General features: G+C 63.3%; 21 protein-coding genes and 2 pseudogenes. 15 read left to right on the top strand and 8 right to left on the bottom strand.

Annotation, left to right across the window (positions count from 1 at the left end; genetic code table 11):
* Positions 1–119 precede the first annotated feature (119 nt).
* The 3 genes from KUO17_RS21160 (at position 120) to KUO17_RS21150 (ending at position 3,803) form a co-directional block, all read left to right on the top strand.
* Positions 120–404, top strand: coding sequence for a hypothetical protein (locus KUO17_RS21160; protein ID WP_163943591.1), 285 nt, complete (start codon positions 120–122; stop codon positions 402–404).
* Positions 405–491: 87 nt separating this feature from the next.
* Entirely contained in the window at positions 492–740 is a 249-nt protein-coding gene (locus KUO17_RS21155; protein WP_217977451.1) for a TIGR02647 family protein, read from the top strand.
* Positions 741–953: 213 nt separating this feature from the next.
* The gene (locus tag KUO17_RS21150; RefSeq protein WP_217977450.1) at positions 954–3,803 is read left to right on the top strand and encodes a class I adenylate cyclase; all 2,850 of its coding nucleotides are present in this window, start codon (positions 954–956) and stop codon (positions 3,801–3,803) included.
* Here the strand turns inward: KUO17_RS21150 and rnk are convergent, their stop codons facing one another.
* The 3 genes from rnk to cyaY form a co-directional block, all read right to left on the bottom strand.
* Positions 3,804–4,223 carry a nucleoside diphosphate kinase regulator gene (gene rnk / locus KUO17_RS21145; RefSeq protein WP_217977449.1) on the bottom strand — a complete coding sequence of 140 codons (420 nt, stop codon included), beginning with the start codon at positions 4,221–4,223 and terminating at the stop codon, positions 3,804–3,806. It abuts the gene before it with no gap.
* A gap of 153 nt (positions 4,224–4,376) precedes the next feature.
* Positions 4,377–4,592, bottom strand: coding sequence for a DUF1289 domain-containing protein (locus KUO17_RS21140; RefSeq protein WP_217977448.1), 216 nt, complete (start codon positions 4,590–4,592; stop codon positions 4,377–4,379).
* A 1-nt stretch (position 4,593) separates the two neighbouring features.
* Entirely contained in the window at positions 4,594–4,926 is a 333-nt protein-coding gene (gene cyaY, locus KUO17_RS21135; RefSeq protein WP_217977447.1) for an iron donor protein CyaY, read from the bottom strand.
* Between the two features lie 196 nt (positions 4,927–5,122).
* Here cyaY and lptM point away from each other — a divergent pair, with 196 nt between their 5' ends.
* From lptM to KUO17_RS21105, 6 genes are read left to right on the top strand one after another with little or no spacing between them, the layout of a single operon-like run.
* On the top strand, positions 5,123–5,257 hold the full coding sequence (gene lptM / locus KUO17_RS21130) for an LPS translocon maturation chaperone LptM (RefSeq protein WP_043863360.1): 135 nt from the start codon (positions 5,123–5,125) through the stop codon (positions 5,255–5,257).
* 13 nt (positions 5,258–5,270) lie between these two features.
* Positions 5,271–6,518, top strand: coding sequence for a diaminopimelate decarboxylase (gene lysA / locus KUO17_RS21125; protein WP_217977446.1), 1,248 nt, complete (start codon positions 5,271–5,273; stop codon positions 6,516–6,518).
* Between the two features lie 4 nt (positions 6,519–6,522).
* The gene (gene dapF / locus KUO17_RS21120; protein WP_217977445.1) at positions 6,523–7,353 is read left to right on the top strand and encodes a diaminopimelate epimerase; all 831 of its coding nucleotides are present in this window, start codon (positions 6,523–6,525) and stop codon (positions 7,351–7,353) included.
* Between the two features lie 13 nt (positions 7,354–7,366).
* Complete coding sequence (locus tag KUO17_RS21115; protein ID WP_217977444.1) at positions 7,367–8,104, top strand: DUF484 family protein; 738 nt, start codon at positions 7,367–7,369, stop codon at positions 8,102–8,104.
* Positions 8,104–9,003, top strand: a complete 900-nt coding sequence (gene xerC, locus KUO17_RS21110) for a tyrosine recombinase XerC (RefSeq protein ID WP_217977443.1) — start codon at positions 8,104–8,106, stop codon at positions 9,001–9,003. Before KUO17_RS21115 ends, xerC begins: the two co-directional genes overlap by 1 nt.
* A complete protein-coding gene (locus KUO17_RS21105; RefSeq protein ID WP_217977442.1) occupies positions 9,000–9,695 on the top strand; it encodes an HAD family hydrolase in 696 nt (231 codons plus the stop codon). Before xerC ends, KUO17_RS21105 begins: the two co-directional genes overlap by 4 nt.
* 166 nt (positions 9,696–9,861) lie before the next feature.
* Here KUO17_RS21105 and sutA read toward each other — a convergent pair whose 3' ends face one another.
* The 3 genes from sutA to glnK all read right to left on the bottom strand — a co-directional run bounded on the left by sutA (position 9,862) and on the right by glnK (position 12,357).
* Complete coding sequence (gene sutA / locus KUO17_RS21100) at positions 9,862–10,185, bottom strand: transcriptional regulator SutA (protein ID WP_217977441.1); 324 nt, start codon at positions 10,183–10,185, stop codon at positions 9,862–9,864.
* A gap of 467 nt (positions 10,186–10,652) precedes the next feature.
* Positions 10,653–11,978 carry an ammonium transporter gene (locus KUO17_RS21095; RefSeq protein ID WP_163943629.1) on the bottom strand — a complete coding sequence of 442 codons (1,326 nt, stop codon included), beginning with the start codon at positions 11,976–11,978 and terminating at the stop codon, positions 10,653–10,655.
* A gap of 40 nt (positions 11,979–12,018) precedes the next feature.
* The gene (glnK, locus tag KUO17_RS21090; protein ID WP_002555808.1) at positions 12,019–12,357 is read right to left on the bottom strand and encodes a P-II family nitrogen regulator; all 339 of its coding nucleotides are present in this window, start codon (positions 12,355–12,357) and stop codon (positions 12,019–12,021) included.
* A 342-nt stretch (positions 12,358–12,699) separates the two neighbouring features.
* Between glnK and KUO17_RS21085 the strand changes: the two genes are divergently transcribed.
* Positions 12,700–12,963 carry an accessory factor UbiK family protein gene (locus KUO17_RS21085; RefSeq protein WP_217977440.1) on the top strand — a complete coding sequence of 88 codons (264 nt, stop codon included), beginning with the start codon at positions 12,700–12,702 and terminating at the stop codon, positions 12,961–12,963.
* A 320-nt stretch (positions 12,964–13,283) separates the two neighbouring features.
* Here the strand turns inward: KUO17_RS21085 and KUO17_RS21080 are convergent, their stop codons facing one another.
* Entirely contained in the window at positions 13,284–13,724 is a 441-nt protein-coding gene (locus KUO17_RS21080; RefSeq protein WP_217977439.1) for a GNAT family N-acetyltransferase, read from the bottom strand.
* 63 nt (positions 13,725–13,787) lie between these two features.
* Between KUO17_RS21080 and KUO17_RS21075 the strand changes: the two are divergent.
* From KUO17_RS21075 to KUO17_RS21055, 5 genes and pseudogenes are all read left to right on the top strand, one after another.
* Positions 13,788–13,877: pseudogene (locus tag KUO17_RS21075) on the top strand (ATP-binding protein); the annotation flags it as partial.
* A 380-nt stretch (positions 13,878–14,257) separates the two neighbouring features.
* Positions 14,258–14,554 (top strand): helix-turn-helix domain-containing protein, encoded by a 297-nt coding sequence (locus KUO17_RS21070; RefSeq protein WP_217977438.1) that lies wholly within the window; start codon positions 14,258–14,260, stop codon positions 14,552–14,554.
* Positions 14,551–15,858 (top strand): type II toxin-antitoxin system HipA family toxin, encoded by a 1,308-nt coding sequence (locus KUO17_RS21065; protein ID WP_217977437.1) that lies wholly within the window; start codon positions 14,551–14,553, stop codon positions 15,856–15,858. The genes KUO17_RS21070 and KUO17_RS21065 overlap by 4 nt, the downstream gene beginning before the upstream one ends.
* Before the next feature lie 440 nt (positions 15,859–16,298).
* A complete protein-coding gene (locus KUO17_RS21060; RefSeq protein ID WP_217977436.1) occupies positions 16,299–17,789 on the top strand; it encodes a YifB family Mg chelatase-like AAA ATPase in 1,491 nt (496 codons plus the stop codon).
* A gap of 89 nt (positions 17,790–17,878) precedes the next feature.
* The gene (locus tag KUO17_RS21055; protein ID WP_217977435.1) at positions 17,879–19,663 is read left to right on the top strand and encodes a monovalent cation:proton antiporter-2 (CPA2) family protein; all 1,785 of its coding nucleotides are present in this window, start codon (positions 17,879–17,881) and stop codon (positions 19,661–19,663) included.
* A 67-nt stretch (positions 19,664–19,730) separates the two neighbouring features.
* Here the strand turns inward: KUO17_RS21055 and KUO17_RS21050 are convergent.
* Positions 19,731–19,925: pseudogene (locus KUO17_RS21050) on the bottom strand (hydrolase); the annotation flags it as partial.

Raw genomic sequence — 19,925 nt, 5'->3', positions numbered from 1 at the left:
TTGGCCGGGCATTTATAGACGCAAGCGCGGGCACTGACCAGCATCATGCTACGTGTCGATAGCGCGGCATTGATGCTTGCCCCATGGCAAACTGGAGGCCCATTCCAAGGAGAGCGCCCATGAGCGAGCCCACCGACATCGACAATGATGAAGAAGAATTCGCCGAATCGACGCTGACCCAGGCCATCGAGAACCAGATCGAAAGCGACAACCCGCCGGCAGCCAAGGCCACCTTCAACAAGCTGACCCTGGTAGGCTACGAGCGCGAGGACATCCTCAATCTCATGGCCCACGTGCTGGCCTGCGAAATCGATGCGATGCTCGAAGACGACCGTGCCTTCGACACCGAGTGGTACGAGACGGCCCTGCGCGCGCTGCCTGAATTGCCCCCCGAAAAGAACTGAGACAACAACCATCGAGCGTGGCTACACTGCAATTCCATGTACCCCTGCGGGGTGCTGCCGTCCAATTCAGGAAAGTCCGGAGTACCTATGTCGTTGACCCCCGAGCTGATTGCCGAACTGGAAATACTTGCGCTGTTCAACCTGGACAGTACACAGGAGGGCCTCAAGGTCCACGCCACCGCAGCACCCCAGGCGATTGCCGCCGCCAGGCGTCTGTTTGCCAAACACCTGATCACGCTGGAAGACGGCGGCTATCTGACCCCACTGGGGCGTGATGCAGCGCAGAACGTGCAGCAGTTGCTGATCATCCTGAACACGGTGGCCGAGGCGGCCTGACCCCTTCTTTGCCCCATTTGCTGGCAAGCCAGCCCCCACAGGGTGTTGTGAGCGCTGCAACCCCCTGTGGGAGCTGGCTTGCCGGCGAATCGACGCACCGCAGCACTTGAACGGTGCGTTGAAGAAATGGCGCCAAAAATCAAATAGGCCTTAATCCCTCGCCCCGCAGCGGCTAAACTCGCCAGTGTCCCCGACGGCCAGTCAGAGCCCGCAATGAACCACCCCCACGAAATTCGACCCGACCTCGACCAAGGCATCGACCGCAAGGTGCTCAGCCAGCTGCGCAAGCGCTTTCTGGCGATCAACCAGGGTCGGTTGGCGCGGGCCATGGACGGGTTGTCGAGCCGCCAGCAACAGGTGCTCAACCTGCTGGCGCTGTTCTTTCACGTCAATCATCCCCTGCTGCCCGGCTATGTCTCGGGCACCACCCCGGCAGGCATCTCGCGCTACGAGCCGGACGACGACGCCCTGGCCGAAGCCCTGCGCCTGACCCGTTCGTTCAGCTACCGCAAGCGCCACGGTGAACCACCACGCCCGCTGCTGGGGCTGTACCTGATGGGCAGCCTGGGCACCCTGGCCCAGGCCGATGAAAGCGACATGGACGTGTGGCTGTGCCACGCACCGGGCCTGAGCGACAGCGAACTGGCCGAGCTGCGCAAGAAGTGCCTGCTACTGGAAGTCTGGGCCGCGTCCCAGGGCGCCGAGCTGCACCTGTTCCTGATCGAACCCGAGCGCTTTGTCACGGGCGAACGCAACGCCACCCTCAGTTCCGACGACTGCGGCACCACCCAGCACTACCTGCTGCTGGACGAGTTCTACCGCACCGCCCTGTGGCTGGCCGGACGCACACCGCTGTGGTGGCTGGTGCCGGTGTACGAGGAAGGCACCTACGCCCACTACACCGAAACGCTGCTGTCCAAGCGCTTCATCCGCGCCGACGAAAACCTCGACCTGGGCCACCTGGCGCATATCCCACCCGGCGAGTTCGTCGGCGCCGGGCTGTGGCAACTGTTCAAGGGCATCGAGTCGCCCTACAAATCCTTGCTCAAGCTGCTGCTGACCGAGGTTTACGCCAGCGAACACCCCAACGTCCAGTGCCTGAGCCTGCAATTCAAGCAAGCCGTGTTCGCCAACCGCCTCGACCTCGACGAACTCGACCCGTACATGATGGTGTACCGGCGCATCGAGCAGTACCTGCAGCACCGCGGCGAAACCCAGCGCCTGGAACTGGTACGGCGCAGCCTGTACCTGAAGGTGAACAAGAAGATCAGCCTGCTGGCGCGCCAGCGCAGCAGCGGCTGGCAACGCGACCTGCTTGAGCGCCTGACCCGCGAATGGGGCTGGGACGAACGCCAGCTGATGCTGCTCGACAGCCGCAGCCAGTGGAAAGTGCGCCAGGTCGAAGCCGAGCGGCGCATCCTGGTGGCCGAGCTGAACCACAGCTACCGCTTCCTCGGCCAGTTCGCACGCAACCCGCAGGCCGCCAGCCGCCTCGACCAGCGCGATCTCAACGTGCTTGGCCGGCGCCTGTACGCGGCGTTCGAGCGGCGCGCCGGCAAGGTCGAATTCATCAACCCGGGCATTGCCCCGGACATCGCCGAAGACACCGTCACCCTGGTGCAGTCACCCAACCGCCAGGAGCCTGGGCAGCATTACTGGAGCCTGTACAGCGGCAACCTCACTGCCCACGAATGGGAGCAGTTCGTGCCGTTCAAGCGCTGCCGCGAACTGCTCGAGCTACTGGCCTGGGCACACCGCAACGGGGTGATCGACAGCAGCACCCGGGTAGCCCTGAACCCGGGTAGCAGCGACCTGAGCGAATTCGAGCTGTTCAACCTGCTGGGCAGCCTGCAACAGAGCGTGGCCCTGCCGTTTGCCGAGGTCAGCGAGGCGCGCCTGCTGCAGCCGAGTGTGGCGGACCAGATCCTGCTGCTGGTGAATGTGGGCATCGACCCCTTGCGCCATCACCGCGACCTGAACATCCTGATGACCACCGAGCGCACCGACTCGCTCAGCTACGCCGGGGTACGCGAGAACCTGGTACTGACCCTGGACCAGGTCACCCTCAACAGCTGGAACGAAGTGCAGGTACACCGCTACGACGGCGAACACGCCCTGATGCGCAGCCTGCGCGACTACCTCAATGCCCTGGACCGCAAGGGCCACACGCCCACCCTGAGCGTGCGCTGCTTCTGCCACAACCGTGCGCAGGCCATCGCGCAGCGGGTCGAAGCGCTGTTTGCCAGCGCACAGGGGTTGCTGGCCGAGGGGCTGGGGCATCGCTACCTGATACAGGTGCAGGAACACACCCACGTGCTGGAGCTGCACAAGGGCGCGGTCAACCTGGTCAGCCTGGACAGCCAGACAGCCCTGTTCGCCTACCTGAGCGAGGAACGTGCCGCGTACAGCCCGCTGCACCTGGACGCCAACGTGCTGGAAGACCACGACCTGGCGCTGGTGCTGCCCGAGGGCCAGCCGCAGTGCCTGCAGCTGTTCTACCGGCTGCAGGACAGCTGGGCCGACGTGTACATCCTGGATGAGTTCAATGCGCTGTGGCAGCAGCGCCTGCCGTATCACGACGACAGCAGCCTGCTGTTGCCGCTGCAGCGCTTCCTGCAGTCGGTGGTGTTCCGCCACAACGCGCGCCTGCCGTTCGAGGGCCTGCAGGCGCAGGGTGCGCTGGACATCTGCTATTACCAGCTGCTGCCCGCAGGCAGCGGCAAGGCGCGCCAGGTCGAAGCGCGGCAGGTGCCGGCGATCACGCTCGACAGCCCAGGCTACGAGGTGCAGGCGATCATCCAGGCCGGTGTCGACGACGCCCTGCAGGTGACCCTGTACTGCAACCAGAAGGAGTTTTCCGAGCTCGAGCATGGCGACCAGCTTTATGCCGTGGTCGCCCGCGAGATCATCGGCCAGCGCCGCGACGCTCAGCGCTACCGGTGCTACATCACCGACCTGGACCTCTCCGACCTGTTGGCCGAGGGCCAGGGTTCGAGCATCCTGTACCTGCGCTACAAGCAGGAACTGGAACAGGTGCTGAACCAGGCGTTGGCGTCGGCCTGATCAGAGGTCGAAGTCGCCTGCCGCTTCCGGCTGGTACTCGACTTCGAGCAGCTTGAGCTTGAGCGTCTTGCCGCCTGGCACGGGCCAGTCGATCTGTTCGCCCACCGACAGGCCGAGCAAGGCGCTGCCGATCGGTGCCAGGATCGATACCGTGCCTTCGGCACCGGCATCCTTGGGGTAAACCAGGGTCAGGTGATAGTCCTTGCCGCTGACTTCATCGCGGCAATGCACGCGCGAGTTCATGGTCACGACACCGGCCGGAACCTCCTCGTGACCGACCACCTGTTCGGCGCGGTCAAGCTCGTCCTGCAGGGCGAGCACACCCGGTGAGTCCTGCGTCTTTTCATCGAGGCTGTCGATCAGACGCTCGAGACGCTGTACGTCCAATCGGGTGAGGATAAGGGAAGGCTTGGTGCTCATGATCCAGTCAGACTCCTTGTTCGTGGGCAAATGTGCTGGGCGCTATAAAGCAAAACCCCGCCCAAGGGCGGGGTTTTCAGATTTTTCGGCCAGGCCGATCACCCTCGACACTACCACAGCACAGTAAATACACAAGGGGCTGACGGCCGCTGCCTAGCCCGCGGCCTGGCGCCGCACCTGGGCCTGGGCACAGATCTCGCGGCGGCGCTGGTCATCGGCCGCACGCCACTGGCGAATGTCTTCAACATGCCGAAAACAGCCCAGGCAGACCTTGGCTTCATCAAGCCGGCACAGGCTGATGCACGGTGATGGCACGGCCGGGCTGACATTGCTGTACAGCGGCTTGGCCGGTTTTGGCGCAGTGCTCATCTCAGATCTCGTCGAAATCGAGTTTTTCCCCGGCGCGCTCCCAGACGATGCGTTCGAGCATCTCGCCGAGCAACTCGTCGGTCTTTTCACAGGTCCATTTGCTGCTGGCCTCATCGTAGTCGAAGTGGAAGCCACCGGACTTGTCGGCCAGCCACAGCTGACGCAGCGGCTCCTGACGACTGAAGATCAACTGGCTGCCGTTCTCGAACTTGATGGTCAGTACGCCCGCCGAGTTCTCCATGTCCAGGTCCAGGTCAGTCTCGTCGAACAGGTCTTCCAGAGCCTGTTGGGTCGCATCGACCAGGTCGTGAAAACGCGCTTCGGTCAAACTCATTGCAAGAACCTCGAAAAATGTCTGCACACACGCAAGCCGGGCAAGATACGAGCGCAGCGCCGCGAATGCAAAGGTTAACGCCCGCAGCCGATAGCGTGCACCGGCGCCCGCCCGACGGCTGGACGGCTACATAGGCAAGCTGCCGGGCGCTCGGTATACTCGGGCGCAATACTGCTTAAATTCAAAGGATTTCGCCATGAAGCGCCTGATTTCCTCCCTCGCGGCGCTAGTCGCGATTGCCTGCCTTGTTTCCGCTTGCGGTCAGAAAGGCCCACTGTACCTGCCTGAAGACGGCAAAGACGGCAAAAAGTCGCAATCGCACCAGCACTGATTAAGGGATCCCCATGGACGCTTTCAACTACCGCGACGGCGAGCTGTTCGCGGAAGGCGTGGCGCTGTCGGCGATCGCCGAACGCTTTGGCACGCCGACCTACGTGTACTCGCGGGCGCACATCCAAGCCCAGTACCGTAGCTACGCCGACGCCCTGCAGGGTATTTCACACCTGGTGTGCTTCGCCGTAAAAGCCAACTCCAACCTGGGCGTGCTGAACGTGCTGGCACGCCTGGGCGCAGGCTTCGACATCGTCTCGGGCGGTGAGCTGGAGCGTGTGCTGGCAGCAGGCGGGCGTGCCGACCGCGTGGTGTTCTCCGGCGTAGGCAAGACCCGCGACGACATGCGCCGTGCGCTGGAAGTGGGCGTGCACTGCTTCAACGTCGAGTCCACCGACGAGCTGGAGCGCCTGCAGGTGGTGGCCGCCGAAATGGGCGTACGCGCGCCGATCTCGCTGCGCGTCAACCCGGACGTCGACGCCGGCACCCACCCGTACATCTCCACCGGCCTCAAAGAGAACAAGTTCGGTATCGCCATTGCCGATGCCGAAGAAGTCTACGTGCGCGCCGCACAGCTGCCGAACCTGGAAATCGTCGGGGTCGACTGCCACATCGGCTCGCAACTGACCACGCTGGAACCCTTCCTCGATGCCCTCGATCGCCTGCTGGGGCTGATCGATCGACTCGGCGAGTGCGGCATCTACCTGCGCCACCTGGACCTGGGTGGCGGTGTGGGCGTGCGCTACCGCGACGAACAGCCGCCGCTGGCCGGTGAGTACATCAAGGCCATCCGCGAGCGCCTGGGTGACCGCGACCTGGCCCTGGTGTTCGAACCGGGCCGCTACATCGTGGCCAATGCCGGCGTGCTACTGACCCGTGTGGAGTACCTCAAGCACACCGAGCACAAGGACTTCGCCATCGTCGACGCGGCGATGAACGACCTGATCCGCCCGGCGCTGTACCAGGCCTGGATGGACGTCACCGCCGTGCAGCCACGTGAAGGCGAGCCACGCAGCTATGACGTGGTCGGCCCGATCTGCGAGACCGGCGACTTCCTGGCCAAGGAACGTGCGTTGAACCTGGCCGAAGGCGATCTGCTGGCGGTGCATTCCGCCGGTGCCTACGGCTTCGTCATGAGCTCGAACTACAACACCCGTGGTCGTTGCGCCGAAGTACTGGTGGATGCCGACCAGGCCTTCGAAGTGCGCCGTCGCGAGACCGTGGCCGAGCTGTTTGCTGGCGAAAGCCTGCTGCCGGAGTGACCCCATGCTGCTGCGTTTTACCAAGATGCACGGCCTGGGCAACGACTTCATGGTCCTTGACCTGGTCAGCCAGCACGCGCACATCCTGCCCAAGCACGCCAAGCAATGGGGCGACCGGCACACCGGCATCGGTTTCGACCAGTTGCTGATCGTCGAGGCGCCGAGCAATCCGGAAGTGGACTTTCGCTACCGGATCTTCAACGCCGACGGTTCCGAGGTGGAGCAGTGCGGCAACGGCGCGCGCTGCTTTGCGCGCTTCGTGCTGGACAAGCGCCTGACCGCGAAAAAGCGCATCCGCGTCGAGACCAAGAGCGGCATCATCGAGCTGGATATCCGCAGCGACGGGCAGATCAGCGTCGACATGGGGCCACCGCGCCTGGTGCCGGCCGAGATCCCGTTCGAGGCCCCGGCTCAGGCGCTGAGCTACCCGCTGGAGGTGGACGGCCGCACCGTGCAGCTCGCCGCCGTGTCCATGGGCAACCCGCATGCGGTGTTGCGCGTGGACGACATCAACAATGCCCCGGTGCACGCCCTCGGCGCGCAGATCGAACATCACCCGCGCTTCCCGCAGCGGGTCAATGTGGGCTTCATCCAGGTCATCGACCGCCACCGTGCGCAACTGCGCGTGTGGGAACGCGGCGCCGGGGAAACCCAGGCCTGCGGTACGGGCGCCTGTGCTGCTGCCGTCGCCGCGATCAGCCAGGGCTGGATGGATTCGCCGCTGCTCATCGACCTGCCCGGCGGACGCCTGTCCATCGAGTGGGGCGGCCCGGGCAAGCCGGTACTGATGACAGGCCCGGCCGTACGCGTGTATGAAGGACAGGTTCGCCTATGAGTGAGTACCAGCCATGACCGATCAGCCCCAGACGCCCGACGCAGAGACCAGCGCCCTTCCCGCCCCGGACTCGCCGCCCCGCGTCGGGGCGGCGGACGTGGCGGCCTACCTGCGCGCCAACCCGGCATTCTTCGCCGACCAGGACGAGCTGCTGCTGGCCCTGCACATCCCCCACCAGCGTGGCGACAGCGTGTCGCTGGTGGAGCGCCAGCTGACGCTGCTGCGCGAACGCAACATCGAGATGCGCCACCGCCTCTCGCACCTGATGGACGTGGCCCGCGACAACGACCGCCTGTTCGAGAAAACCCGCCGCCTGATCCTCGACCTGCTCGGCGCCGACAGCCTGGAAGCGGTGGTCATGGCCGTCGAAGACAGCCTGCGCCAGGAATTCAAGGTACCTTTCGTCAGCCTCATCCTGTTCGGTGACAGCGCCGCGCCCGTGGGCCGCTGGGTCAACCCGACCGAGGCGCAACAGGCCATCGGCGGCCTGCTGTGTGCGGGCAAGACGGTCAGCGGCAACCTGCGCGACCACGAGCTGGACTTCCTGTTCGGCGAAGCCCAGCGCAAGGAGGTCGGCTCCAGCGCCGTGGCGGCCCTCGACTACCAGGGCCTGCATGGCGTACTCGCCATCGCCAGCCACGACCCGCAGCATTACAAGAGCACGGTCGGCACCCTGTTTCTGAGCTACATCGCCGAAGTGCTGGGCCGCGTCGTGCCGCGCTTTACCCAGACCCTGCGCCCGGTGCGCTGATGGAGCGCCAGCTGGACGCCTTCATCGCGCACCTGCGCAATGAGCGCCAGGTGTCCGAACACACCCAGCTGGCCTACCGGCGCGACCTGGCCAACGTGCTGGCCTACTGCGCCAAGGCCGGTATCGGCAGCTGGAGCGCCTTGCAGATCCAGCACCTGCGCCAGTTCGTCGCGCGCCAGCACCATGCCGGGCAGTCCTCGCGCAGCCTGGCGCGCATGCTCTCGGCGGTGCGCGGCCTGTACCGCTACCTGAACCGCGAAGGCCTGTGCGACCACGACCCGGCCAACGGCCTGGCGGCGCCCAAGGGCGAGCGCCGGCTGCCCAAGACCCTGGACACCGACCGTGCCCTGCAACTGCTCGAAGGCGCGGTAGATGACGATTTTCTCGCCCGGCGCGACCAGGCCATGCTCGAGCTGTTCTATTCCTCGGGCCTGCGCCTGTCGGAGCTGACCAGCCTGAACCTTGACCAGCTCGACCTGTCGGCAGGCCTGGTGCAGGTGCACGGCAAGGGCAGCAAGACCCGCGTGCTGCCGGTGGGGCGCAAGGCGCGTGAAGCCCTTGAACAGTGGCTGGCGCTGCGCGGCATCAGCGCGCCGCAGGACGGTGCAGTGTTCGTCAGCCAGCAAGGCCGGCGCCTGGGCCCGCGTGCGATCCAACTGCGCGTGCAGGCAGCCGGCGCGCGCGAGCTGGGGCAGAACCTGCACCCGCACATGCTGCGACACTCTTTCGCCAGCCACCTGCTGGAGTCGTCCCAGGACCTGCGTGCCGTGCAGGAGATGCTCGGGCATGCCGACATCGCCACCACGCAGATCTACACTCACCTGGACTTCCAGCACCTGGCGGCCGTCTACGACAGCGCCCATCCCAGGGCCAAACGCAGCAAGGACAGTGACTCATGAGCATCCAGCTGATCACCTTCGATCTGGACGATACGTTGTGGGATACCGCCCCGGTGATCGTCAGTGCCGAGGCCGTGCTGCGTGACTGGCTGGCGGCCAATGCGCCAGACCTGGGCGCGGTGCCGGTCGAGCACCTGTACGCCATCCGCGAGCGCCTGGTACAGGCCGAGCCCGGCCTGCGGCACTGCATCAGTGCGCTGCGGCGCAAGGTGCTGTTCCATGCCCTGAGCGATGTCGGCTACAGCGCAGCCAAGGCCCACACACTGGCCAACGAAGGCTTTGAAGTGTTCCTGCATGCGCGGCACCAGATCGACATCTTCCCCGAGGTGCAGCCGGTGCTGGAGATCCTGCGCTGCCACTACACGCTGGGCGTGGTCACCAACGGCAACGCCGATGTGCGGCGCCTGGGGCTGGCCGACTACTTCACGTTTGCCTTGTGCGCCGAAGACCTGGGTATCGGCAAGCCCGCCCCGCAGCCGTTCCTTGAGGCCTTGCGCCAGGGCCAGGTCGAAGCCGGCAATGCCGTGCATATCGGTGATCACCCGGGTGACGACATCGCCGGCGCCCAGCAGGCGGGCCTGCGTGCGATCTGGTTCAACCCGCAGGGCAAGGCGTGGGCGGGCGAAAAGCGCCCGGATGCAGAAATACAGCGCTTGTCGCAGTTGCCTGAGCTGCTGCACAGCTGGCGCTAGACCGCGGCGCGGCCTTCGCTGGCAAGCCAGCTCCCACAGAATGTGTGAGCACTGCAAAACCCTGTGGGAGCTGGCTTGCCAGCGAAGGCGCCCGTACAGACAACCCATGACCGACACCCACAAAAAAGCCCGCAGCGACGGCGGGCTCTTTTGATCACGGCGCCACTCAGATAGGGCGGCTACCGTATTTGTTGTCCGGCTTCTTGGGCGGATCGGCGACCACGTTGGCCTCCACTTCCTGCACCTTGCCACCGCGCGACAGGAACTCTTCCATCGCCCGGGCGAGCGCATCGCGCTCCTTCTGCTTGGCTTCCATGCTGGGCATGTCGTCAACCGACACCGCCGCCTTGGATTTGCCCTTGGCTACCGGCGCGGGACTGTCGTCACCGCTGTCGTCGGCAACATCGTCAGCAGCCGCTTCAAGGCCTTCATCGGCTTCGTCATCATCGCCTACTTCGAGGTCGTCGTTTTCCAGATCATCGTCGCTCATGTTCTACCTCATGACTTGCGAAAAGCAGATTAGTTATAGACCAGCAGCGCCGCCTATGGCCACTGCCGGAACAATCCAGGGCCACGGGTGACCCGTGACCGGCAGCGCCCGCCAGAACGCCTGGCGAGCACCGTGCGGGCCCTTGCCGGGCCCGACTGAAAATAAAGAGCGGCTGGCACGGCATCACCAGCTGACTCCGCCGTGCACGGCCCGTTCAATGACAAGCCTAGCAAAGGGTATCGAAGTGTGCGGACAGCGCATCAGCACCCTACGGCGCGCATTCTAGCGTGCTGTGGGAAAAAGCAAAGTGCCTAAACATCCTTGCGGGCTGTAAGTTTTATGCTTATCTGTGCTGCCAGCGCCAAGGCACCGGAAAAGTGCCCGAAGAAACCGTTTGCGCCTGACCGAATGGACAAAATCCGGGCAAAAAAATGCCCGGCGTACCGGGCACCTTTTTTTCGAGGGTGTTACAGGTTGTAGCCACGCTCGTTGTGTTGAGCCAGGTCCAGACCGACCGACTCTTCCTCTTCGTTGACCCGCAGGCCCATCACCAGGTCCAGCACCTTGAGGATCACGTAGGTGACGATCGCGGTGTAGATCACGGTGAAGCCCACGCCCTTGGCCTGGATCCAGACCTGAGCACCGATGTCTTCGACGGTGCCGAAGCCACCCAGTGCAGGGGCGGCGAACACGCCGGTGAGGATGGCGCCGACGATACCGCCGATACCGTGTACACCGAACGCGTCCAGCGAGTCGTCATAGCCCATCTTGCGCTTGAGGCTGGTGGCGCAGAAGAAGCAGATCACACCCGACGCCAGGCCTATCACCAGGGCGCCCATCGGGCCCACGGTACCGGCGGCCGGGGTAATGGCCACCAGGCCGGCAACCACGCCCGAGGCGATGCCCAGTGCGCTTGGCTTACCGTGGGTGATCCATTCGGCGAACATCCAGCCCAGGGCGGCGGCAGCGGTGGCGATCTGGGTCACCAGCATGGCCATGCCGGCGGTGCCGTTGGCGGCGGCGGCAGAACCTGCGTTGAAGCCGAACCAGCCGATCCACAGCATGGCCGCGCCCATCAGGGTGTAACCCAGGTTGTGCGGGGCCATCGGGGTGGTCGGGAAGCCTTTGCGCTTGCCCAGCACCAGGCACGCTACCAGGCCTGCGATACCGGCGTTGATGTGCACCACGGTGCCGCCAGCGAAGTCCAGCACGCCCCAGTCCCACATCAGGCCACCGGCGCCGGCCCAGACCATGTGGGCGATCGGTGCGTAGACCAGGGTGAACCATACGGCCATGAAGATCAGCATCGCGGAGAACTTCATGCGCTCGGCGAAGGCACCGACGATCAGGGCCGGGGTAATGATGGCGAAGGTCATCTGGAAGGTGATGAACACCGCTTCAGGGAACAGTGCCGTCAGGCTGTCGGGGGTGACGCCGGCCAGGAAGGCCTTGGAGAAACCGCCGACGAAGGAATTGAAGTTGACCACGCCCTCTTCCATACCGGTGGTATCGAACGCCAGGCTGTAGCCGTAGACCATCCACAGAATGCTGATCAGGCCGGTGATGGCGAAGCACTGCATCATCACCGAAAGCACGTTCTTGGAACGCACCATGCCGCCGTAGAACAGTGCCAGGCCCGGGATGGTCATGAACAGCACCAACGCGGTGGCAGTGAGCATCCAGGCGGTGTCGCCGGAGTTGAGTACGGGGGCAGCCGCCTCCTCTGCCATGGCCAGGCCAGGCATTACGAGGGACAAAAGGGCTCCTAGCCCTGCGAACTGACGCAGAGTCATATTGTTATCTCCTGGGGCGTTGGGTTTGGGGCGGCGTTACTTAAATCGCGTCGGTATCGGTTTCGCCGGTACGGATGCGGATGGCCTGTTCCAGATTGACCACGAAGATCTTGCCGTCACCGATCTTGCCGGTGTTGGCCGCCTTGGTGATCGCCTCGATGACCCGGTCCAGGTCCTTGTCGTCGATGGCGACATCGATCTTCACCTTGGGCAGGAAATCGACTACGTATTCAGCGCCGCGATACAGCTCGGTGTGGCCTTTCTGCCGTCCGAAGCCTTTGACTTCCGTGACGGTAATGCCCTGCACGCCGATTTCGGACAGCGACTCGCGCACGTCGTCCAACTTGAATGGCTTGATGATGGCAGTGACTAGCTTCATGAAACTCTCTCCCGAATTGGTGGACTTGCCCCAGGAAAACAAACCCGTCTCAAGTCTAAGCGCAGCGCCTGGCTTTGTAACGCGTCGATGGCCTTTATCCCGAAGGCCCGACACCAGTGCATGGGTCACTTGGGTCTAAGCAGAAAGCTTGCCATGTCTGCGAAAGTCACCAATTACAATGGCTTGCGTGCAAAGTCGGTGATTGGCCAGTCGCCAGCACGGCAAACACGCACAGAAACGGTGCACAGCCAAACCGGTCGATGCGCGAAAAGCGTGCGGGGTTGGGGTCGTGAGGGTGCGTGGTACACTGGCGGCCTCCTTGGATTTACTGGACGGACCAACATGCTCGCGCCCAAAGCCTTTCTCGATGCCCTGAGCGACCAGGCCTCGCGCCTGTTCAGCGGTGACACCGCGCAACCGCGCAGCGAACTGGAGAGCCAGTTCAAGGCACTGTTGCAGAGTGGTTTCAGCAAGCTGGAACTGGTCAGCCGCGAAGAGTTCGACAGCCAGATGGTGGTGTTGGCACGTACCCGTGCGCGGCTGGAGGCGCTGGAAGCCAAGGTCGAGGTGATGGAAGCGCGGCTGAACCCGGTGGCTGCCGAGTAACACCGCCGCGCGGTCTTGCCGGCAAGCGCTTCCTTTCGATGCCAGAAATTCAGCCCCGTTGCGGAGCATTTCAGGCAGAGTTCGCTTGCCGGGTACGGGAAAGGACTATTTCTGATGGAGCGCGCCTACATCTACATGCAACTGCCTGACAACGACGAGGTGGTGAGCCTGGGTGTGCTGATGGTCGACCAAGGTAGGGCGAATCACCGGCAAACAGCGCCATGAGCGTAGGGCCAGAAGGTCGAAAGACAACTCGCCGAGACTGACCTTGCCATCGCTGCCATCGGCGCCTTCCGTCTGCGAGGGTGAACCGCACGCGATCATCGCGTTTTCTCATACCGCACATCCCCCTCCTCCAACTGCGCCACGACCTCCCAGCCTTGCTGACGGTAGAAACCATTGGCGCGCACGCTGTCGCGACCATCGGTTTCCAGCCAGATACGGGAATGCCGGGCGAAAAGCGCAGCTTCGGCCTCGACCATCAGGCATCGCGCGAGCCCTTGCCCTTCAAAAGCAGGTTTGACGAACAACGCAAACACACACGCGTCATCCAGATCGACCATGGCGAACGCCACGGGCGTGTCATCGACCTCGGCAACCCACGCGCATGGGGCAGCACCGATCGCATCGGCAAGGCTTGCCGGCGTGATGCCCAGCGCCAGCATCTGTTCGCGGGAAAGGTGGTTCTGGACGACGCTGGTGCGGATCTCGAAAAGCGCTTCGATGTCAGCGGGGGTGGCGGGACGTATGAGCGAATGCATGGCGGACTCCTGTCGGCGGTGCTGTTGCAGGCGCCGGCGAAGGGCTGCGCCGCAGCCCGGAACAGCCGCCCCTACCCGGACCTGAACGAAGTGCAAGGCCAGGTGGCCGCCAAGCGCGCGCTGCTGGTGGCCGCGGCGGGCGCCCACAACCTGTTTACGTTGTAAAACAATACACCTGCAAAAGGCTCCCGCCTCGGACGCGAGCAGGTCGGGACGTTAGCGATCTCCTTTTTCTATCCCGGGCGCCACATTTGCAGCGCGCCGTTCGGCGCATGCGCTAAACCCCAATGAAACCGGGGCTTTGGCGTGCCTCCCCATTTTCAGTTGTGCGCCAAGAAAAATATAATTAGTCAAATTTGACAAATAAAGCCCAATTTTCCCGATTAATTAGTCATATCTGACTGTTAACAGAACAGATAATTTTTCCGGCGCGCGCCAATCGACTATAATAGTCAGAACTGACTAATAAAGCTGTTTTTCCGCTCATAACAGGCCTGATTTGACTTTTAGTGGAAAAATAAAGGAGGACTGCAATGTCGTTCATGCATCTGCTCAGCTCTCCCGCAGAGATCGCTCGTGATGTGGGAAAAAATGCAAAAAAGCTACGGCTATCAAAAAACCTCACGAGGAAGACCTTGGCAGAGCTTTCAGGGGTGTCTGAGTCGTCGATCCAGCGGTTCGAGACGGCAGGCTCTATTACCCTTGAATCGATGATTTTGCTGGCCACCGCGCTCGATGAGCTGACGCCTGTAACGGCTCTGTTCAAGCCCTCACAGCCAAATTCCCTCACAGAACTGAAAAACTCTAAGCGTAAACGGGGTACTAAATGAATCCGCGCCAGGCTTATCCGAAGCTGAAGCATTTCGAATCCCTCGAGGTCACCAAAAGCGGTGTGAAAGTTGGTGATCTGTACAGGGAAGAAGGGAGTGGGATCTTTTTCACATACGACCCGGGATGGCTCGCTACAGGCTTCAACCTGTCGCCATTTACGATGAAGTTTGACGACAAACCTCAGCTTGCCCGAGCTCCTGAGCTTTTCGATGGGTTGCATGGCCCATTTGCAGACTCTCTCCCTGACGGTTGGGGGATGCTGCTTATGGACAGATTCCTTAATTCCACATTCGGTGACGGGACTGCTTACACAGTTACTGCCTTGGATCGGCTCGCGTATATGAGCGACAGAGCCATGGGTGCATTTGAGTACCATCCAAGAGCCGAAAGAGAGAAATTGCGGGGTACAGTCAACCTTGCGGAGCTCTTTGAGGCCTCCGTGGAAGTCCTATCAGGGGAAACCTCGACGGTGCTTACCAAGCTACGGCTTGCTGGGGGGTCACCTGGTGGTGCCCGTCCTAAAGCGATTGTTGCCATGTCTCCTGATGGAAGTCATGCGACGTCCGCTTTTGGGCAAATTCCGCCTGGATACGATCACTGGATCGTCAAATTTAGAGCACCAGGCGAGCCTGTTGAAACTGGTGCGATTGAGTATGCGTACTACCTGATGGCCAGGGATGCAGGTGTCGAAATGGCTGATTCGAGTATCCTGAACATGACCATGTCCGATGGTAGTCGTGAGGGCTTCTTTGCTACGAAGCGCTTTGATAGAGAAGGCGATAAGAAGCTACATATGATCACTGTCTCTGCGCTCATGTACGCGCCGTACACAGCTCCATCTTTGGACTACAGCGGGCTACTCAAGCTCACAAGCATGCTGACTCGTAGTGCCACAGAAGTCGAAAAAATGGCTAGGGTAATGATCTTCAATGCCCTGTTTCACAACTATGACGATCACACCAAAAACTTCGCCTTCATCGGTCGTGATCCAGAAAGGCCTGGCGAGGAAGCTAAGTGGACGCTTGCGCCCGCATACGACCTGACGTTCTCTGAAGCCAGGGGTGAGCACACCACGGCATACGGCGGTCGAGGAAAAGCCACCAGGCAGTTGATTCAGGAACTATGCGCTGACTACAAATACCTCAAGCCGCACGACTGTATCGAGCAAACGCTAGCAGCATTTGCGAAATGGGATGAAGTCTTCAGGGACGTGAGGATTCCCCTGAAAGCAGGCGCCGGTTACAAAACCGTGCTGGAAAAAGATCATACCTACTTCAACCTGATCAGGCCCACCCGCCGATAACGCGAGTGCTTGGGCTACTGGCTTATGAGCACCCAGCTGGTAGTAGGGCCATATGACTGCGAGCAGTCACCAAGGAATTGGAAGATCAGTGCAGCCCACCGCCCCACTACCCACTAGAGTGTTGACCATGAGGTCATGCCTCGTGGAATGTTGACTTCTGGCTATCCGACGGAAAACTGGTCGCCGCTTCGGCTCATCGAGGTCGACTGTTTCTGTACGAACGGGTAGTGGGAAACTGAGACGCTATCAAACCGCCACTGAGGTGTCGAACTTACACATCGTCCTACAACGTCAATAGCCCTCCCTTCTTTGTCGAGCTCATCTAGACATTTCAATGTTTAGCAAAAAGCCGACTCAATATCAGCCCTCCGTACCCTGCCGCGCTCCACTATCCTTGCCCCTGCCGCAGGACGCGGCGTCGTCTCGATCATGGAGTGTGCATGTCCCTCGCCCTTGTCCACAGCCGCGCCCAGGTCGGCGTGCTGGCCCCTGCGGTCACCATCGAAGCGCACCTGGCCAACGGCCTGCCCAACCTGACCCTGGTAGGCCTGCCCGAAGCCACGGTGAAGGAAAGCAAGGACCGCGTACGCAGCGCCATCCTCAATTCAGGCCTGGAATTCCCTGCCCGGCGCATCACCCTGAACCTCGCCCCCGCCGACCTGCCCAAGGACGGCGGGCGCTTCGACCTGGCCATCGCACTGGGCATCCTGGCCGCCAACGGGCAGATGCCGATCGCCTCGCTGCACCCGATCGAGTGCCTGGGCGAGCTGGCGCTGTCCGGCGCACTGCGCTGCGTGCAAGGTGTGCTGCCTGCCGCGCTGGCCGCCCGCGAGGCCGGACGCGCACTGGTGGTGCCCAGGGAGAATGCGGAAGAGGCCTGCATGGCCTCAGGGCTGGTGGTGTATGCGGTGGAGCATCTGCTGGAACTGGTCGCGCACCTGAATGGCCAGCAACGGATCGAACCCTACAAAGCCAACGGTCTGACCCTGCACAGCCGCCCCTACCCGGACCTGAACGAAGTGCAAGGCCAGGTGGCCGCCAAGCGCGCGCTGCTGGTGGCCGCGGCGGGCGCCCACAACCTGTTGTTCAGCGGCCCACCCGGCACCGGCAAGACCCTGCTCGCCAGCCGCCTGCCCGGCCTGCTGCCACCACTGAACGAGCGCGAGGCGCTGGAGGTGGCGGCGATCCAGTCGGTGGCCAGCCCGCTACCGCTCGACAGTTGGCCGCAGCGCCCGTTTCGCCACCCGCACCATTCCGCCTCCGGCGCCGCACTGGTGGGTGGCGGCAGTCGTCCGCAACCCGGTGAGATCACGCTGGCGCACCACGGCGTGCTGTTTCTCGATGAACTGCCAGAGTTCGAAAGGCGGGTACTCGAAGTGCTGCGCGAGCCCCTGGAATCAGGCGAGATCGTGATCGCGAGGGCCAAGGACAAGATCCGCTTCCCGGCACGCTTCCAGTTGGTGGCGGCGATGAACCCGTGCCCCTGCGGCTACCATGGCGACCCCACCGGCCGCTGCCGCTGCAGCAGTGACCAGATCCAGCGCTATCGCAACAAGCTGTCCGGCCCATTGCTGGATCGCATCGACCTGCACCTGACCGTCGCCCGCGAAGCCACGGCGCTCTCGCACAGCACCGACAACGGTCCGTGCAGTGCCCACATCGCCGAGCGGGTGGCTGGCGCACGCGAGTTGCAGCAACAACGCCAGGGCTGCGCCAATGCCTTCCTCGACCTGCCTGGCCTGCGCCTGCATTGCCCGTTGTCCACCGCCGACCAGGCGTGGCTGGAAACCGCCTGCGAACGCCTGACCTTGTCCTTGCGCGCGGCACACCGCCTGCTCAAGGTGGCACGTACGCTGGCCGATCTGGAGCAGGCCGAACACATAAACCGCACACACGTGGCCGAGGCGCTGCAGTACCGGCCAGGTCCCTAGAGCCTGTACTGGCGCAACGCCGAACGCTGCCTCATCATGCGCCCTCCTTTTTTCACGCTGCCCCCGTCGCAGCTCATGGAGCCCGAGCGATGCCCCACGAAGGCAGCCTTCTGCAAACCGCCGTCATCTTCCTGCTGGCCGCCGTCATTGCCGTGCCCCTGGCCAAGCGCCTGCAACTGGGCGCCGTGATCGGCTACCTGCTGGCGGGCGTGGCTATCGGCCCGCAAGCCCTGGGCCTGATACGCGACACCGAAAGCGTTGCGCACATTTCCGAGCTGGGCGTGGTGTTGCTGCTGTTCATCATCGGCCTGGAGCTTTCCCCGCGCCGCCTGTGGCTGATGCGCAAATCGGTATTCGGCGTGGGCCTGGCGCAGGTGCTGCTCACCGGCGCCGTGATCGGCGCCATCGCCCTGTTCGGCTTCGGCCAGTCCATGCCCGCTGCCGTGGTGGTTGGCCTGGGGCTGGCGCTATCGTCCACCGCCCTTGGCCTGCAGAGCCTGGCCGAGAGCAAGCAGCTCAACGCTCCCCATGGCCGCCTGGCCTTCGCCATCCTGTTGTTCCAGGACATCGCCGCCATCCCGCTGATCGCGCTGGTACCGCTGCTGGCTGCCAGTGGCCCGGACACCAGCCACGGCGACAGCCTGGAGCATGGCCTGAAGGTGTTCGCCAGCATCGCGGTGGTCATCATTGGCGGCCGTTACCTGCTGCGCCCGGTGTTTCGCATCGTCGCGCGTACCGGCCTGCCGGAAGTCTCCACCGCCACCGCACTGCTGGTGGTGATCGGCACCGCCTGGCTGATGGAGCAAGCCGGGATTTCCATGGCGCTGGGCGCGTTTCTGGCCGGCCTGCTGCTGGCTGACTCCGAGTACCGTCATGAACTGGAGTCGCAGATCGAGCCGTTCAAGGGCCTGCTGCTCGGGCTGTTCTTCATGAGTGTCGGCATGGGCGCCAACCTGGGCATGCTGCTGGAGCGCCCCGGCCTGTTGCTGGGCCTGACCCTGTTGCTGGTGGCGGTCAAGCTGCCGCTGTTGATGCTGGTCGGCCGCCTGGGAGGGTTGAACGCGGGCAACGCGCTGCGCCTGGGCGTGGTGCTGGCGGCCGGTGGCGAGTTCGCCTTCGTGGTGTTCAAGCTGGGCAAGGACCAGGGCCTGTTCGACGCCTACACCTACGACCTGCTGCTGATGGCGATCACCCTGTCGATGGCCCTCACGCCGCTGTTGCTGCTGGCCTGCGCGCGCCTGCTCAAGCGCCCGCAGGTATCGCGCGAGGTGCCGGAGCAGTACAAGCAGATCCAGGCCGATGCGCCGCGCGTGGTGATCGTCGGCATGGGCCGCATGGGCCAGATCGTTGCGCGTATCCTGCGTGCGCAGAAGATCCCGTTCATTGCCCTGGATACCTCGGTGGACGCCATCGAGCTGACCCGCACCTTCGAGCTGGCGCCCGTGTTCTACGGCGACCCGCTGCGCGCCGAAGTGCTGCAGGCAGCCAAAGTGGGCGAAGCCGAGTACGTCGTGATCACCACCGATGACCCCGACATCACCACCCGCACGGCCGAACGGGTCAAGCGTCTGTACCCGCACCTCAAAGTGCTCGCCCGCGCGCGTAACCGCCAGCATGTGCACAAGCTGACCGATGTGGGCGCGGTGCCGATCCGCGAGACGTTCTACTCAAGCCTGGAGATGACCCGTCGCGCCCTGGTGGGGCTGGGGCTTTCCGAAGAGCAGGCAGCAGACCGTATCCAGCGCTTCACCGAGCATGACGAGCAGGTACTGGAAACCCAGGGACTGGTACGCGATGACCGCGCCAAAGTGATGCAGAATGCCAAGGAAGCACGGGTGGAGCTGGAGCGGCTGTTCGCGTCGGATACCAACTGAGCGGCCCGCGCGAAAAAAGGCCGGCACCCTCGCAGGGATGCCGGCCTTTGCCACTCAGGCGGTGTGATTACTTGCCAGCCGTCAGCGCGTTGTAGCTGGTCATCAGGTTGCGGTAGTCGGGGATGTGGTTGGAGCACAGCGCCGCCAGGCCTTCGACATCGTTGCGCCAGTCGCGGTGCAGCTCGCAGGCCACGCCGAACCAGGTCATCAGTTGCGCACCGGCACGGCTCATGCGGTCATGGGCGGCGTCACGGGTCATCTC

Source organism: Pseudomonas aegrilactucae (assembly GCF_019168305.1).
Classification (GTDB): Bacteria; Pseudomonadota; Gammaproteobacteria; order Pseudomonadales; family Pseudomonadaceae; genus Aquipseudomonas; species Aquipseudomonas aegrilactucae.
This window is presented reverse-complemented; position numbering and strand designations above follow the sequence as displayed.